The organism is Caballeronia fortuita (genome assembly GCF_001544835.2).
In the GTDB taxonomy this organism is placed as follows: domain Bacteria; phylum Pseudomonadota; class Gammaproteobacteria; order Burkholderiales; family Burkholderiaceae; genus Caballeronia; species Caballeronia fortuita.
Genome location: NZ_FCNX02000020.1, coordinates 77,140 through 92,480, shown reverse-complemented (window position 1 = coordinate 92,480; position 15,341 = coordinate 77,140). Strand labels below are relative to the sequence as shown.

The following is a 15,341-nucleotide window of genomic DNA, read 5'->3' as shown; positions in this document are numbered from 1 at the left end:
TCAATATTCCTTTTTGATTGACGTTTCGCCGCCGATGAGCACGTCGCGCTGTTCAGCGCCCGAACGCAGCATCGCAAGGCAGATTTCGAGCGTGCCACGCGCCCAGACACCGTCGTGCAGCGGAGCGGCGTCGCCGTGCATGGCGGCCATGAGTTCGTCGATGACTTCCGCGCGCGGCACCTCGGGCGCATCGAGTTCGATGCGCTCCCGCCGTTCGTCGCCGTACACCACGATGCCATCGGGCATCGGACGCAGATCGCCGCGCTCGCACGACACGATCAGCGGCCCGAAGTGCTGATGTCTGCGCACATCGGCAGCTTGCGCGGCGGGCGTATAGGCGTTGCCGCCGTAAGTGCCCGCCGCCTTGAGACGCGCCTCTTCTTCGCGCGATGCCACTTTTGCGAGCTTGCGCCGCGCGGCGCCGTACTCGTCGGCGCTGCGCGTCTGACCCATTTCGCCGATCCAGCCGGTCCACTCGTCGGAATCGAAGTGTCCATAGCCGTTGTAGGCGAGCGTCGCAAATGCGCCGTTCTCGAACCAGAGCGTCGCGGTGTACGCGCCTTCCGTCGGACGCGCCGGGTCCCAGTTGCCGACCGCCGCACGAATGCGCGTCGCGCGGCTTCCGGCGAGCATCCGCACGATATCCACCTGATGCGCGGCCTGACTGAAGACCGCGCCGCCGCCCGCTTCCGTCTTCAGTTCCTCGGGACGACGCGGCCGGTAGAGATAATCGGTGTAGTTGAGCGCCTGGATCATCTTCACGCCGCCGAATGCGCCCGATGCGATCAGCTCGCGAGTGCGCAGATACGGCGTATCGAAGCTATGACAATGGCCGACGATGAGATGCACGTTCGCCTCGCGGCATGCGGCGATCATGTCGTCGCATTCGTCGAGCGAGAGCGCCATCGGCTTTTCGACGAGCACATGCTTGCCGTGCGAAGCCGCGATCCGCGTATGCGCCGCATGAAACTGATGCGGACTCGCGATGTAGAGCGCATCGATGTCGGCGCGGCGCGCGAGCGCTTCGATGTCGTCGAAGGCGGGCGCGTCGAAGTCCGCTTCGAACTGCGCGCGCGCCGTCTCGCGCGGATCGCACGCCCCGGCGAGCTGCACGCGCGCATCGGCGAGGAAGGTCGGCAGCATCAGCGAGAAAGCGCGGCCAAGGCCTACGATCCCGAGTCGGATCATCGCCATCAAACCTGAACCTGATAGTTCGATTCGAGCTCCGGAGCAGCCTGCGAAGCCGTCTCCACCCAGACCGGATGTGCCGCGTACTGCTTCCAGTCGGTGTCCTTCGGCACCATCGCCTGGAAGGAGCAGACGCTGCGCGGAATGGCCTTTTCGCCGGTACCGATGGCCGCCTCGCCCGACTTGAACGCCGCGAGCGCATCGAGCATGCGGCGGCGGAATTCGACCACGGCGACATCGCTCGCGCCGAGACGCTCTTCGGTGCGATCCGCGATCGCGCCCATCGTCACCCACATGGCGATGTCCTGGTTCGGGAAGCCCTTGATGCCGGTGAAGTTGCCCGCCTTCATCGCTTCGCGATCCTGCCAGAAACGGTTGTCGTGATTGCGCAGCGGCCGGTAATACTCGTCGAGATCGATGCCGACCTGCTGCCCGAGGAACTTGCGCCACGTCTCGGTTTCCGGCGTCTTGTCCGGATGGCCCCACGCCATGAAGTAGAACGCCGTGCTGTGATCGTCGCAGGGCACGTTGATGTTCGCCACGTTGTAGAGATTGTTCGGCGGGATCAGCGCGGTCGCCGGCGCGACGAACACGGTCGAGCGCACATAGTCGTGCGTGGCCGCGTTCTGTATCGGGCGGCGCAGCGCGGCGTAGCGGAAACCGTATTCCGTGCGATGCACCTGAAGGCGAGGCGCCTTGTCCGTCGATGGACGCAGCCAGTTCTTCGAAGTCGCTTCCGCGCCGCCCACGCGTGCCGGCACGAAGTCCGACGAGTGCAGGCTCGAGCTGTGCGCCGAATCGATCGCGCCTTCGAGAATCTGCGCCCAGTTGCACGGCAGGATCGCCTTGGCGATGCTCACGCGCGTGTCCTCGGTCGGCGCCCAGGCCGGCGGCACGAACTCGGGAATGGCGTCCTGCGGGCCCATGTACGCCCAGACGAAGCCGCCCCACTCCTTCGTTTCATAAGCCTTGTGCTTGACCTTCTTCGTCATGTCGCTGCACGAAGGCTCCGAGACCATCTCGATGACATTGCCCTTCACGTCCATCTTCCAGCCGTGATAGAGACAGCGCAAGCCGCAGTCTTCATTGCGCCCATAAACGAGCGACACCCGGCGATGCGGACAGTATTCGTCCATCACGCCGACGTTGCCGTCGGTATCGCGAAAGACCACCAGATCTTCACCGAAGAGACGCGCCTTCACGGGCGCTCCGTCCGGCTCGCTGACTTCCTCGATGAGACATACCGGCGTCCAGTGACGGCGCATCAACTGACCCATCGGCGCGTCGCCTTCGACGCGGCACAGCAACTCGTTTTCTTCATGCGTGAGCATTTACGCTTCTCCTGACCAACGTATGCAGTGGGGAATGTGCTTCAGAGATCCAGCACGAGTTCTTCGCTCTTCGCACGCGATACGCAGATCATGATCTGATCGCGCTTCTCGTCGTCGCCGAGCACCATGTCGCGATGATCCGCCTCGCCCGCGCACAGCGTCGTGCGGCACGATCCGCACGTGCCGCTCTCGCACGAGCTCGGCGCGCGGATGCCGTTGTCGCGAAGAATCTCGAGGATCGAGCGGTCCTTCGGAATCTCGAATGAGCGGCCCGAGCGTTCGAGCTTTACGCTGAAAGGCGTGTTGTCGGCGGCGCGCGACTGATCCACGCCGAAGCTCTCGAAATGCACGCTGCCGGTCGGCCAGTGGCCGGTCATGTCGCGCACGCCGTCCATCAACGCGCGCGGGCCGCAGCAATAGACATGCGCGCCGCTCGCGGGCTTCTCGAAGACGGGCCAGAAATCGAACGCTTGCGAGAGGTCGCCGTGATCGTGATGAATCACCACATGCGGCTTCCATTCCGGGCCCGACAGTTCGTCGATGAACGCCGTGGTCTCCGGGCCGCGCGAGACGTAATAGAGCTTGAAACGCGGACCGCCGGTGGCTTTCAGATAACGCATCATCGAAAGAATCGGCGTGATGCCGATGCCGCCCGCGACGAATACGAAGCTGCGCGCGCGCTCGTTGAGCACGAACTCGTTGCGCGGCTCCGAAACGTCGATCCGAACGCCTTCCGCGACATCGTCCGCCATGCTGATCGAGCCGCCGCGCCCCGCCGCGTCGCGCTTCACGGCGATCACATAGCGGTCCGTCTCGGCCGGATCGTTGCACAGCGAATAATTGCGATTCGCCCCGTTCGGCACACGCACTGTCAGATGCGCGCCCGCCGTGAACGGCGGCAGATCGCGGCCCGTGTCATCGCGCAACTCGAAACGGAAGATGCCTTCCGCCGCCTGATCCTTCTTCGTCACCACGAGCGTCCTGAATGACAGTTCGTCGTTCATTGCACCGGCTCCCCTGCTTGTCGCTTCACTCTATCGAGCCTTCGCGGCGTCGATCACCATGACGTTTATATTAGATATCTAATCATTTGACGGCAAGCGGGTTTTCCCTGAAATGCGTTACGCCGTTACAAGAAAAAACGGCGCCTCCATGACGAAGGCGCCGCTGCTGCTGCGAGAATCGTTGCTTACGAGTGCTTTTCCGCGTGCTCGCGCAGCGTGTTCGCCGGCACGCCGATCAGCACGGCGAGTCCGCCGAGCACGACGATTGCCGCGATCGCAGATAGCCCGATGGCGAGACTGCCCGTCACCGTCTTGATCCAGCCGAGCGCAATGGGGCCGCAGAACGCGCCGACCTGCCCCAGGCTACTGATCGCGCCGATGCCTGCGGCAGCGGCGTCATCGGACAGATAAGCCGGTGGAATCGACCAGATGATCGCGGCCGCGCCGAAGTACGAGATGGAGATCATGCCCAGGCAGATGATGGCCGCCGTCGTATTCCCCGACAGCACCGGCAGCAGAAAGCCGCCCAGCGCGCCAACCGCCGTGCACAGGAAGAAATGCCAGCGGCGCTCCAGCGTCACGTCGGAACTGCGCGCGACGGCGAACATGCCGAGCGCGCCGATGATGTACGGCAGCGCCGACAGCAAGCCGACATTGAGCACGTCCGACACGCCCGCCTGCCGGATGATGGTCGGCGTCCAGTAGTTGAGGATCGTGCCGCACAAGGGCACCGTGCCCCAGCCCGCCGCGAGGATATACACGCGCGGATCCTTCAGCGCGGCCAGCAACTGGTGGCGCGTATGCTTGCCGGGCTTCTTCTCGGCGCGGTCGGCGGCGAGCGCATCGAGAATGATCTTCTTCTGCTCGTCGTCGAGCCAGCGCGCGTCCTGCGGACGATCGACGAGATAGAAGAACGCGACGACGCCCATCACGAGCGCGGGCAGCCCTTCGAGAAAGAACAGCCACTGCCAGTTCTTGTAGCCGAGCACGTCGACGAAGTTATGCAGGATCCAGCCCGACAGCGGCCCGCCGATGATGCCCGCCGCGGCAATCGCCAGCAGAAAGCGCGATGTGATCCGCGCGCGCCGCGCACCCGGATACCAGTACGTCAGATACAGGATGATGCCAGGCCAGAAGCCGGCCTCTGCGGCCCCGAGCAGAATGCGCGCGATATAGAACTGCGCCGGCGTGGTCATGAACGCCATTGCGGTCGAGATGCCGCCCCAAAGAATCATGATGCGGGAGATCGTGAGGCGCGCGCCGATCTTCTTGAGCCATAGCGTGCTCGGCACTTCGAGCAGGATGTAGCCGATGAAGAACAGACTCACGCCCAGACCGTAAGCGGCGTCGGACAAACCGAGATCCTGCTTCAGATGCAGTTGCGCGAAGCTGACGTTCACGCGATCCAGATAGTTGAGCACCCAGCAGACGAAGATGAACGACATCAGCCGCCAGGTGACCTTGTGATACGTGGCCTCGACGCGCGCTGCCGCCGCGTCCGATTCCGACATGAATTGCGTGACTGTGGATTTGGCCACAAGGCGTCTCCGATTCCCATGCTCATGAGGACGATGCTCCGTCGCAGGCGATTGCATCGCCCGTTCCGGAAACACTTGGTTTTTATTCGATATCTAATCATTATGGTAAGGAGGCCGGCGCGCGCGAACAAGTTCGGGTTTGCACCGAGATCAGCGCGTCTCGTAACGAATGCAGGCGCGACGGCCGCGCGGCTATGATGTCGGGAAGATCAACTGCATCCGGAAAAGAATCGCCATGACACGAAAGAAAACTGTGGAGGGCGCGCCACGCGAGACTGCGGAGATGCTGCGCCACTGGCACGAATCGGTGCCCAACGACCGCCTCGCGCACCTCGTCAAGGACGCCACGCGCTCGATGGTGCGCGCATTGCAGATGCGGCTCGCCGAGCATTCGGTGTCGTTCGGACACTGGACTTTCTTGCGGATTCTGTGGGAAAACGACGGCCTCACGCAGCGCGAATTGAGCGAACAGGCGGGCGTCATGGCGCCGACGACCTTCGCCGCCGTCACCGCGATGGAAAAGCTCGGACTTGTCGAGCGTCAGCAGCGTCCGGACAACAAGAAGAACACGCACGTCTTTCTCACCGCCGAAGGTCGCGCGTTGAAAGACCAACTGGTTCCGCTTGCCGAAGAGGTCAACGAGATCAGCGTGACGGGATTGACCGATCGCGAGATCAAGACCGCGCGCAAGGTGCTGCTCACGATCATCGAGAATCTTGCGGATGATGAGTCGGGTTCGACCAATCCCATGCGACGCGTCTTATCGACGCGCGAATTGGGCAAGCTGATCGCCGAACGTGGAGAGAGTCTGGAGGACGCGTGAGGCGCTATGACGCGACCTGGCTGATGTAGCTGATCTCGCGTTTCTCGGACGTCAGCACACGAATCGGCGTGCCCGCGATCCACGCCCGAATGTTGTCGACCGACTCGCCATAGTAAATGCGATAAGAATCGCCGGTCACGTAACCGATATGCGATGTCGCAATCACGTTATCCATCGACCGGAACGGATGATCCGCGGGCAACGGCTCCTCGTCGAAGACATCGAGCGCGGCGCCCGCGATGCGCTTCGCCTTCAACGCATCGATGAGCGCGCGTTCGTTGACGATCGGTCCGCGTGCCGTGTTCACGAGCAGCGCATGCGGCTGCATCGTCGCCAGTTCTTTTTCGCCGATGAGATCGCGCGTGCGCTCCGATAGCCGCACGTGAACCGAAACGATATCGCTCGATGCGAGCAGTTCTTCCTTCGACACATGCACCGCGCCGAACTTGGCCGCGGACTCGCGCGTCATGTTCTGGCTCCATGCGATCGTGCGCATCCCGAACGCCTGGGCGACCCGCGCGGTCGCGCCGCCGGTGTAGCCGAGTCCTATCAGCCCGATGGTCTTGCCATGCAGGTCGCCGCCCACCGACACCTGCCAGCCGCCTCGTCTGAACGACGCAACTTCGCTCGGGATGTGCCGCGTCGCTGCGAGAATGAGCGCCCATGCAAGCTCGGCCGCGGCCGTCGGCGACGACGCGGTTCCGCATACGGTGATGCCGAGTTCATCGGCGGCTTCGATATCGATGGCTGCATTCCACGGGCCGGTGCTCGCCAGCAGCTTCAACCTCGGCAGACGCGCAAGCACGCTGCGCGTGAACCATGTGCGTTCGCGCATCACGCACAGAATGTCGTAGGGTTGCAGACGTTCGACGAGCGCGTTTTCGTCGAGAACATGGTCAGTAAAAACGGTGATGTCGGCGTGTTCGCGCAAGCTGCTCCAGTCGCCGAAGCGAAGCGCGGTGTTTTGATAGTCGTCGAGAATGGCGATGTTATGCATGAGGTTCACTCTGTTCCTGCCGTCAGTGCGGCGCGCGCCTGCGTTTCGGTATGACGTCTGAAGCCGAGCAGCATCGTGAAAATGCCCGCAACGAGGATTGCCGTCATCACATAGAGGCCGCTGACGAGCGTGCCTGTCGCGGTCTTCAGCCAGCCGATGACGAACGGGCTGCAAAAGCCGCTCAGCAAGCCGATGCAGTTCACGAACGCGATGCTCGTCGCCGCTGCCGGCGATCCGTTCAGATAGTCCGCCGCGAGCGACCAGATGAGCACGTTGGTCGCGAAGATGCCCACGCAGGCCACCGTCAGCAAAGCAACGGTCAACGCCGGCGAGTTGGTCGGATGCGATACGAGCAGCAACGCAGCAGCGCCAACGAATCCCGCAATTGCCGCATGCCACCGCCGTTCGAGCATGCGGTCGGAGCTTCGGCTTATCGTGACCATGCCGATCGCGCCCATTCCATACGGTATGACGGAAAGCCATCCGAGCAGCGAAAGATTCGTAATGCCCGAGTCCTTCAGGACGGTCGGAAGCCAGAACGTCACCGAATACGTGCCGCACACGAAGGCGAAGTCGATGAACGCGAGCATATAGACTTTCGGATCCGCGAGCGCCTCGGCGAGCTTCGCATGACCGTGCTGCCCGGCGCGGCGCTTTCGTTGCGTCTCGCGTTCGAAGCCCTGGCGAAGCACGCCTTTCTCCGCTTCGGTGAGCCATCTGGCTTTATCGATATTGTCGTCCAGCAGAAGCAGCGTGACGAGACCGAGCACGACCGCCGGCAGCGCCTCGACGATATAAAGCCATTGCCACCCGGCGAGATTGGCGACGTGCGCGAGACTCGTCATCGCCCATCCCGAGACCGGCCCGCCGACGATACCCGCGACCGGAAACCCGACCATGAAGCACGCGATGATGACACCGCGCCTTCTCTCCGGAAACCACGAACTCAGATAGAAGATCACGCCCGGAAAGAAGCCCGCTTCGAACACGCCCAGCAGCAGCCGCACGATATAGAACTGCGTGACGTTCGAAACGAACGCGGAGCACGCCCCGACGATGCCCCAGCAGATCATGATGCGCGCGATGGTCCGCTTCGCGCCCATTCGCCGCAGAAGCATCGCGCTCGGCACTTCGAGCAGACAGTATGAGAGAAAGAAGATGCCCGCGCCGAGGCCGTAGACGCTGTCGCTGAAACCGAGCGCGTCTTGCATCTGCAATTTTGCATAGCCGACATTGATGCGATCCAGAAACGCGACCACATAGCACACGAAAAGCAAGGGCACGATGCGCAGCGTGACGCGCCAGTAAAGCGCTCGCTCATGCGCGAGTGCGGCCGAAGAAACTTGCGACGAACCGGCTGACGCCGGATCGGATTCGACATCGGATTCCACAGCGGACGGGTTCACTCGCGCTCTCCATGATTGACGGCACAGGCCACGATTCGAGCAATGAAGCCAGTCTAAGAAACATCGATAGTCGCGGATAGTGAAAAGATCAGATCAGGTGAGATGCGCGGGTTATATCGGTGATAACCAGTAATTCACGCTCCTGGTCGCATGTCGTAACCGGTTGCATGGCCGCGTCATCTCTGCGACGATTCTTCCATTCGCCAAGGTGCGCGCATCGATCAGGAGACCGACTTGAAGAGCAGTCCACGGAACGGCACGCGGTTCAACTTCGTCCTGATTCACGGCGCATGGCATGGCGGCTGGGTCTGGCGATTCGTCGCGGATGAACTGATCGCGCGCGGTCATCGCGTCGTTGCACCGACCATGACCGGGCTCGGCGAACGCCAACATCTGATTGCATCGGTGACGTCGCTCGATGTGAACATCGACGATATCGTCAACGTGATCGATGCGGAAGAGTTGAACGAGGTCGTGCTGGTCGGCCACAGTTATGGCGGGCTTGTCGCGTCGGGCGTCGCGGATCGCATCGCGCCCACGCTGCGCACGATCGTCTTCCTCGACAGCCTGCTCGCACAAAGCGGCCAGTCCGCGTTCGATGTGCTGCCCGCGAGCGTCGTCGATGAGCGCATGGCATCGGTCGGGGCGAGCGGCCAGGCCATCGCAATGCCCGTCAATGGTCTGAAAGGCACCGGCATTCCGGACGATCATCCGCTTGCCGAATGGGTTCAACGGCGGCTCACGCCGCATCCGCTAGCGACCTACACCACGCCGCTTCAACTCCAGTCGCCGCTCGGCAACGGGTTGCCCTGCACTTACGTGCACTGCGCGAATCCTTCGTACGACACGCTCGCGCCGGTGCGCGAGCATGTCAAATCGGAATGCCCGGATTGGGGATGGGAAAGCATCGACACAGGCCATGACGCGATGGTGCTCGCACCCGGCCTGCTCGCCGATCTGCTCGAACGGCTCGCGGCGGCGTCCTGAAGCCGCGCGCAGCCTTTACGCGACGACAGCCTCGCGATCGACGAAGGTCGCGGGCAAGCCGGCGCGCGCGATTGCGCCCGTGAGCGGCTCGCCCGGCAGCCACGCAGCGATTGTCTCGCGGATTGCCAGCAGCCTGTTTATGTCGATGCCCGTACGCAAGCCCTGCGCTTCGAGCATGAACACCGTGTCTTCGGTATTGATGTTGCCCGTTGCATTCGGCGCGAACGGACAGCCGCCGAGCCCGCCGAGCGATCCATCGAACGCGCGCACGCCCGCGTCGAGCGCGGCCATCACATTGGCGAGGCCCAGGCCGCGCGTATCGTGAAAGTGGCACGCGATGGGCACCGGTCCCGCGAGCGCCATTACCTGCCGCATGAGCGCGCGCACTTGCGCGGGATTTGCATAGCCGACGGTATCGGCGATGGTGATCTCCTGCGCGCCCGCATCGATGAGCGTTTCGACGAGCCCGAGCACCGTGCGTTCATCGACCTTGCCCGCGATCGTGCAGCCGAACGCGGTCGCCACGCCCGCGCCGAGCATCACCTCGCGGTTGAGTTCGTCGCGCGCTGCCGCGATGCGCTCGAAGTCCTCGACCGATTCCGCCGTGCTGCGCCGCACGTTCTTCAGGTTGTGCTCGTTGCTCGCGGACAGCACGTAATGCACCTTGTTCAGCCCCACATCGAATGCGCGTTGCGCGCCTTTCAGATTCGGCACGAGCGCCGCCGCGTGAAGGCCGTCGATGGCAAGCGCGCCTGTCGCGACCTCGACCGCGTCCGCGAATTGCGGCACGACCTTCGGCGGCACGAACGACGTCACTTCGATATCGGTCACGCCCGCATCGACCATGCGCGCGCACCATTCGAGCTTCTGCGCGCTCGTGAGAATGGTACGCACCATCTGCAAGCCATCGCGCAAGCCCACTTCGCGAATCTGCACGTCTCTTTCGTTCATGTCTGCTCCGGTTCAGATCGTCGCGTCCGCGACTGCATCGCTGCTTTCATCGGTATGCCCCGCCCCGCTCGCGGCCGTCGACGTCGACGGCGCGAGCACCACGGCGGCAATCGCGCCGAGCACCATCAAGAGCGCGATTGCGCCCAGACCGCCCGCCATGCTGTTCGTCATCGTCTTGATCGAGCCGATGATCATCGGGCTCACGAAGCCGCCGAGCAGACCCACGCAATTGATGACCGCGACGCCGCCCGCCGCGCCGCTGCCGCGGATGTAATCGGTAGAGATCGCCCAGATCAGCGGATTGGGCGCGAGAATGCCGGCGGTCGCCACCGACAGCGCCGCGAGCGATAGCGCGAGATTGCCGGTCGTGAACCCCGCGACGACGAGGCCGGCCGCGCCGCACACCATCGCGATCGCGCAATGCCAGCGCCGCTCCATCGTGCGATCCGAATGACGATTCAGCGCGATGAGCGCGATCCAGCTCACGAAATACGGGATCGCCGAATAGCAGCCGATCTGCAACGCGCCCGACACGCCCGCGCTCTTGATGAGCGTCGGCAACCAGAAGCCAATGGCGAACACGCCCGCGATTTGCGTGAACCACACGAAGCCCATCACGTAGACGCGAAAATCCTTCAGCGCGCGGCCGAACGTATGTTCCGCGTGCTTGGTCGACACGCTCGAACTCTTGCGGATGTCGTCGAGCACGATGGCCTTTTCGTTCTCGGTGAGCCACTTCGCCTGCTGCGGGCCGTCATCGAGAAAGAAGAATGCGACCACGCCGAGCACGCTCGCCGGCAGACCTTGCACGATGAACATCCATTGCCAGCCGTGCAGGCCGCCATAGCCGTCGAAGTAAGTCATCAGCGCGCCCGACAGCGGCCCGCCGAAGAGGCCCGCGATGCCCGTCGCGCAGGTGAAGATGGCGATCACCTTCGCGCGCCGCTCGACCGGATACCAGCGCGTGAGATAGAAGATCACACCCGGATAAAGCCCCGCTTCGGCGAGCCCGAGAAAGAAGCGCACGGTATAGAGGTGCGATGGCAGCGTGACGAACGCCGTGCCCGCCGCGATCAAGCCCCACAGAATCATGATGCGCGAGAACGTCCGCTTCACGCCGATGCGCGCGAGCAGCAGATTGCTCGGCACTTCCATCAGCACGTAGCCGAGAAAGAAGATGCCCGCGCCGATGCTGTACGTGAGATCGCTGAAGCCTACGTCGTGCTTCATGTCGAGCTGCGCAATGCCGATGTTGATGCGATCGAGAAACGCAAACACGTAGCACAGGAACAGAAACGGGATGAGCCTGCGCGTGATCTTGCCGTAGGTCGCTTCGGCCTTTGGCCTGTCGAAGCTGCCGATTTCGGGTGTCATGTCTGTCTCCTCCGGTGAAACCGGGTTTTGGTCTAGCGGCCTTTGAATCGCGGTGCGCGCTTCTCGTTGTAGGCGCTGATGCCTTCGAGACGATCCTCGGTCGGTATCAGCCGGTTGTACGCTTCGATTTCCAGATAGAGGCCGGTGCGCAGATCGCCCTGCATGCCGAGGTCGATCGCCTTCTTCGCCTGCGCGACGGAAAGCGGCGCGCTCGTGCAGATATCGCGCGCGGCGTCGATGGCGTCGGCGAGCACGCGCCCCGGCTCGCACAGGCGGTTGACGACGCCCCACGCAAGCGCTTCCTGCGCCGTGAACTTGCCGCCGCGCAGAATCAGCTCCTTCGCGCGCCGCACGCCGATTGCGCGCGGCAGTTGCTGCGTGCCGCCGCCGCCCGGCATGATGCCGCGCTTCACTTCGGTGAAGCCGAATGTCGCGTGACTGGCGGCATAAGCGAAGTCGCACGCGAGCAGCAGTTCCAGCCCGCCCGCGACCGCTGCGCCGTTGGCCGCGCAGATGACCGGCAGCGGGCAGTATGTGAGCGCGCGGTTCATGCGCTCGAACAGATAGTGCTGCACGCCGAACTGCTCGTCGGTCATTCCTTCGCGCTGCTTGAGGTCCGCGCCGCCGCAGAACGCGCGCTCGCCCGCGCCCGTCAGGATCACGCAGCGATACAGCGCGGGGTTCGCTTCGAGCGCGCCGAATACGCGGATGATCTCGTCGCCCATCGTCGTGCTGATCGCGTTCGACACTTCCGGGCGGTTCAGCTTGACGATGAGAATCTGATCGTCGATTTCTTCGAGCGTCAGCGTGTCGAGCGCGCCAACCAGTTGCGATGCAAGTTTCACGATGTCTCCAGTGTTTTCTTCGCCAGCAGATGATTGTGTTCGCCGAGCTTCGGCGTGACGCCCGTGCGCGCGGGCCGCGCGCCGCCGAACGAAATCGGCACGCCGACGACCGTCGCCGCGCCGTCGTCGGTCGTGCGCAGCAGATCGAGCGCCTTGGTCTGCTCGTGTTCGACGACCTGATCGATGGTCTGAATCGGTCCGCACGGAATGCCGGCCCGATCGAGCGCATCGAGCCAGTGCTCGATGCCCTGCTTGCGAAACGCGACGTGCAGCAGGTCGATCAGCGCGACGCGATTGCCCACGCGCGCGCCGTTGGTGACGAAGCGCGCGTCGCCGGCGAGCGCGGGTACGTCGAGCACATCGCACAGGCGTCGAAACAGGCGGTCGTTGCCCGCCGCGACCATGATCGTGCCGTCCGCGCATTCGAACGCCTGATGCGGCACGATCGCCGCCGTGCCCGACCCCCATCGTCCCGGCAGCACACCCGACGCGAGATAGTCGGCGATCTGGATGCCGGCCCAGCTGATCGCGGTCTCGTACAGCGACACGGACACGACTTCGCCCGCACCCGTGGCCTGGCGTCGAAAGAGCGCGGCGAGCACGCCGATGGCCGCCCACAGTCCCGTGCCCATGTCGTTGACCGAAACCGGAATGCGCGACAGCGGCTCGCCCGGCTGGCCGAGGAAGCTCATCAGACCGGACAGCGCCTGCACGAGCGGATCGTAACCGGGCTTGTCGCAGAGCGGCCCGGCCGTGCCGAACGCGCCGAGATTGCAATAGACGAGCGATGGCTTCATGCGCAGCATCGCTTCGCCGCCGAGACCGTATTTCTCCGTGCCGCCCGCCTTCAGGTTTTGCAGCACGACATCGGCGCGGCGCGCGATCAGCTCGCGCAACGCCTGCGCGTCGTCGGGGTTCGACAGCGACATCGCGATGCTCTGCTTGCCGTGATTCACCGCATGAAACAGCGCGGCGGCGCCATCGACGAAAGGCGGGCCCCAGTCGCGCGCGTAGTCGCCGTGTTCCGCGCTCTCGATCTTGATGACGTCCGCGCCGAGCGAGCCGAGGATCATGCCCGCATACGGCGCGGCGAGACTGTGGCCGATCTCGACCACGCACACGCCCGCGAGCGGCAAGGGCTGGTTCATGGCTTCGTCCGTGCTCATTCGGCGGTGACTTCGAGCGGTGCGTCGATGGTTTCGCGCGTGCGGCCATAAAGCCGCGCGGCGGCATCGGCGCTGACGTAGCCATCGGCGATATCCGCGTCGATACGTGTCTCTTCACGTTCGCGCGGATTGCCATAACCGCCGCTGCCCGCGGGCTGCACGGTCACGCGATCGCCGCGATACACGACCGTCTGGCCGCCTTTCGCCGCGACCTCGTGCCTGCTGCCGTCCGCGCGCTCGACGATGCACAGGAAGCGCGTGCCGGGCTGTCCGCCGAAGTGGCCTTCGGGCGCGGAACGGCCGCGCTCGCCGGAGACGGTGAACGTGGCTTCGTCGTATTCGACGCGATACACGCGCCGCGATGTCAGCCCGCCGCGCTGACGTCCCGCGCCGCCGCTGTCGGTGACGAGCGACCATTCCTCGACCGTCAGCGGCGATGTCGCTTCGATCATCTCGATCGACTGGCTGCCCGCGTTGCCGACATAGACGCGCACGCCGCTCACGCCGTCCTTGCCCGCGCGCGCGCCCATGCCGCCCGCGTGAACGTCGTGCATGGTGACGAATTCCTGACCGGTACGGGCGATGCGCGCCGCATCGGTATCGCGTCCGCTGAAAATGCCCGCGCACGACGCGCAGTTGCTTTGTCCCGTGATGCGCTCGGGCACAGCGGGCGCGAGCGCCTTGAGCAGCAGATCGATCACGCGCGGCGAAGTCTCGGTGTTGCCCGACACCACCGAAGCCGGATAGCGGCAATTGAGCACGCTGCCCTCGGGCGCGATGATCGTCACCGGCCGATAGCAGCCTTGATTCGTCGGGATGCCCGGATCGGTCAGCGCCTTCACCGTGAACCAGGTGCTGTTGCACGTCACCGACAGCGGACAGTTGATGCCGCCGCGCGCCTGCGGCCCGGTGCCGGTGTAATCGAAGGTGATGTGATCGCCCGCCTTCGTGATCTTCACCTTGAGCAGCGGCCGCTCCTGCTTCCAGCCCGGCGCTTCGATCGGATCGAGATACTCCTGCGCTTCGTACACGCCGTCCGGAATGCGCGCGATCTCCGCGCGGATCAGCTTCTCCGAGTGATCGAGACTCTGGCTCATCACGTCGCGCAGCGCATCGGCGCCGTACTTCGCCACCAGTTCGCCGATGCGCCGGTCGCCGACGAACGTGCCCGCGTATTGCGCCTGAATGTCGAGCAGCAATTCGTGCGCGTTGCGGCTGTTGCGCGTGAGCAGGTTGAGCATGTCCTGAACCGGCTCGTCGTTGCGATACAGAAACACCGGCGGAATGCGGATGCCTTCGGCGAAGACGTCCCACGTCGTCACGGTATAGCTGCCCGGCGACTGCCCGCCGATGTCGGTCCAGTGCCCGCGCGTCATCACGAACGCGACGATCCTGCCGCCCGCGAACACCGGCCGCGTGAACTGCACGTCGGGTTGATGATTGCCGCCGCCGACATACGCGTCGTTGCTGACGATCACGTCGCCGGGGCGCAGGTTGTCGCGCCCGACCGCTTCCACCGACACGCGCGTCGAGATGACGGCCGAGCCGAGCATCGTCGGGATGTCGTTGCCTTGCGCGACGAGCTGCATGTCGGCGTCGAAAATGGCCGCCGACGAATCGCCGCTCGCGTGCATGAGCGGGCTGCCGGCGGTGCGCATCATCGCGATCTTCATTTCACGGGCGATCGCGAAGAGACTGCTGCGGATGATTTCGTAAGTGACGATGTCCATG

13 protein-coding genes are annotated in these 15,341 nt (G+C 64.0%); 2 read left to right on the top strand and 11 right to left on the bottom strand.

Annotated features, from left to right (window positions below; all coding sequences use genetic code 11):
- The 4 genes from AWB77_RS29900 to AWB77_RS29885 form a co-directional block, all read right to left on the bottom strand.
- Window positions 1–1,194: a Gfo/Idh/MocA family protein gene (locus tag AWB77_RS29900; protein ID WP_061138085.1), complete on the bottom strand. Its 1,194-nt coding sequence runs from the start codon at window positions 1,192–1,194 to the stop codon at window positions 1–3.
- Window positions 1,194–2,519, bottom strand: coding sequence for a Rieske 2Fe-2S domain-containing protein (locus AWB77_RS29895; protein WP_061138084.1), 1,326 nt, complete (start codon window positions 2,517–2,519; stop codon window positions 1,194–1,196). The genes AWB77_RS29900 and AWB77_RS29895 overlap by 1 nt, the downstream gene beginning before the upstream one ends.
- A 41-nt stretch (window positions 2,520–2,560) precedes the next feature.
- Window positions 2,561–3,523 carry a PDR/VanB family oxidoreductase gene (locus AWB77_RS29890; RefSeq protein WP_061138083.1) on the bottom strand — a complete coding sequence of 321 codons (963 nt, stop codon included), beginning with the start codon at window positions 3,521–3,523 and terminating at the stop codon, window positions 2,561–2,563.
- A 185-nt stretch (window positions 3,524–3,708) separates the two neighbouring features.
- Window positions 3,709–5,034, bottom strand: coding sequence for an MFS transporter (locus tag AWB77_RS29885; RefSeq protein ID WP_061138082.1), 1,326 nt, complete (start codon window positions 5,032–5,034; stop codon window positions 3,709–3,711).
- 262 nt (window positions 5,035–5,296) lie between these two features.
- Between AWB77_RS29885 and AWB77_RS29880 the strand changes: the two genes are divergently transcribed.
- The gene (locus AWB77_RS29880) at window positions 5,297–5,884 is read left to right on the top strand and encodes a MarR family winged helix-turn-helix transcriptional regulator (RefSeq protein WP_061138118.1); all 588 of its coding nucleotides are present in this window, start codon (window positions 5,297–5,299) and stop codon (window positions 5,882–5,884) included.
- 4 nt (window positions 5,885–5,888) lie between these two features.
- Here the strand turns inward: AWB77_RS29880 and AWB77_RS29875 are convergent, their stop codons facing one another.
- Complete coding sequence (locus AWB77_RS29875) at window positions 5,889–6,881, bottom strand: D-2-hydroxyacid dehydrogenase family protein (RefSeq protein WP_061138117.1); 993 nt, start codon at window positions 6,879–6,881, stop codon at window positions 5,889–5,891.
- A gap of 5 nt (window positions 6,882–6,886) precedes the next feature.
- Window positions 6,887–8,287, bottom strand: coding sequence for an MFS transporter (locus AWB77_RS29870; protein WP_061138081.1), 1,401 nt, complete (start codon window positions 8,285–8,287; stop codon window positions 6,887–6,889).
- 234 nt (window positions 8,288–8,521) lie between these two features.
- Between AWB77_RS29870 and AWB77_RS29865 the strand changes: the two genes are divergently transcribed.
- On the top strand, window positions 8,522–9,274 hold the full coding sequence (locus AWB77_RS29865) for an alpha/beta fold hydrolase (protein ID WP_061138080.1): 753 nt from the start codon (window positions 8,522–8,524) through the stop codon (window positions 9,272–9,274).
- A gap of 15 nt (window positions 9,275–9,289) precedes the next feature.
- On the opposite strand, the gene AWB77_RS29860 is transcribed toward AWB77_RS29865, so the two are convergent.
- From AWB77_RS29860 to AWB77_RS29840, 5 genes are read right to left on the bottom strand one after another with little or no spacing between them, the layout of a single operon-like run.
- Window positions 9,290–10,225: a hydroxymethylglutaryl-CoA lyase gene (locus tag AWB77_RS29860; RefSeq protein WP_061138079.1), complete on the bottom strand. Its 936-nt coding sequence runs from the start codon at window positions 10,223–10,225 to the stop codon at window positions 9,290–9,292.
- A gap of 12 nt (window positions 10,226–10,237) precedes the next feature.
- A complete protein-coding gene (locus AWB77_RS29855; RefSeq protein ID WP_061138078.1) occupies window positions 10,238–11,599 on the bottom strand; it encodes an MFS transporter in 1,362 nt (453 codons plus the stop codon).
- A 32-nt stretch (window positions 11,600–11,631) separates the two neighbouring features.
- On the bottom strand, window positions 11,632–12,444 hold the full coding sequence (locus AWB77_RS29850) for an enoyl-CoA hydratase-related protein (protein WP_061138077.1): 813 nt from the start codon (window positions 12,442–12,444) through the stop codon (window positions 11,632–11,634).
- On the bottom strand, window positions 12,441–13,592 hold the full coding sequence (locus AWB77_RS29845) for a CaiB/BaiF CoA transferase family protein (protein WP_061138116.1): 1,152 nt from the start codon (window positions 13,590–13,592) through the stop codon (window positions 12,441–12,443). Before AWB77_RS29845 ends, AWB77_RS29850 begins: the two co-directional genes overlap by 4 nt.
- 14 nt (window positions 13,593–13,606) lie before the next feature.
- On the bottom strand, window positions 13,607–15,340 hold the full coding sequence (locus tag AWB77_RS29840; protein WP_061138076.1) for a hydantoinase B/oxoprolinase family protein: 1,734 nt from the start codon (window positions 15,338–15,340) through the stop codon (window positions 13,607–13,609).
- Window position 15,341 lies beyond the last annotated feature (1 nt).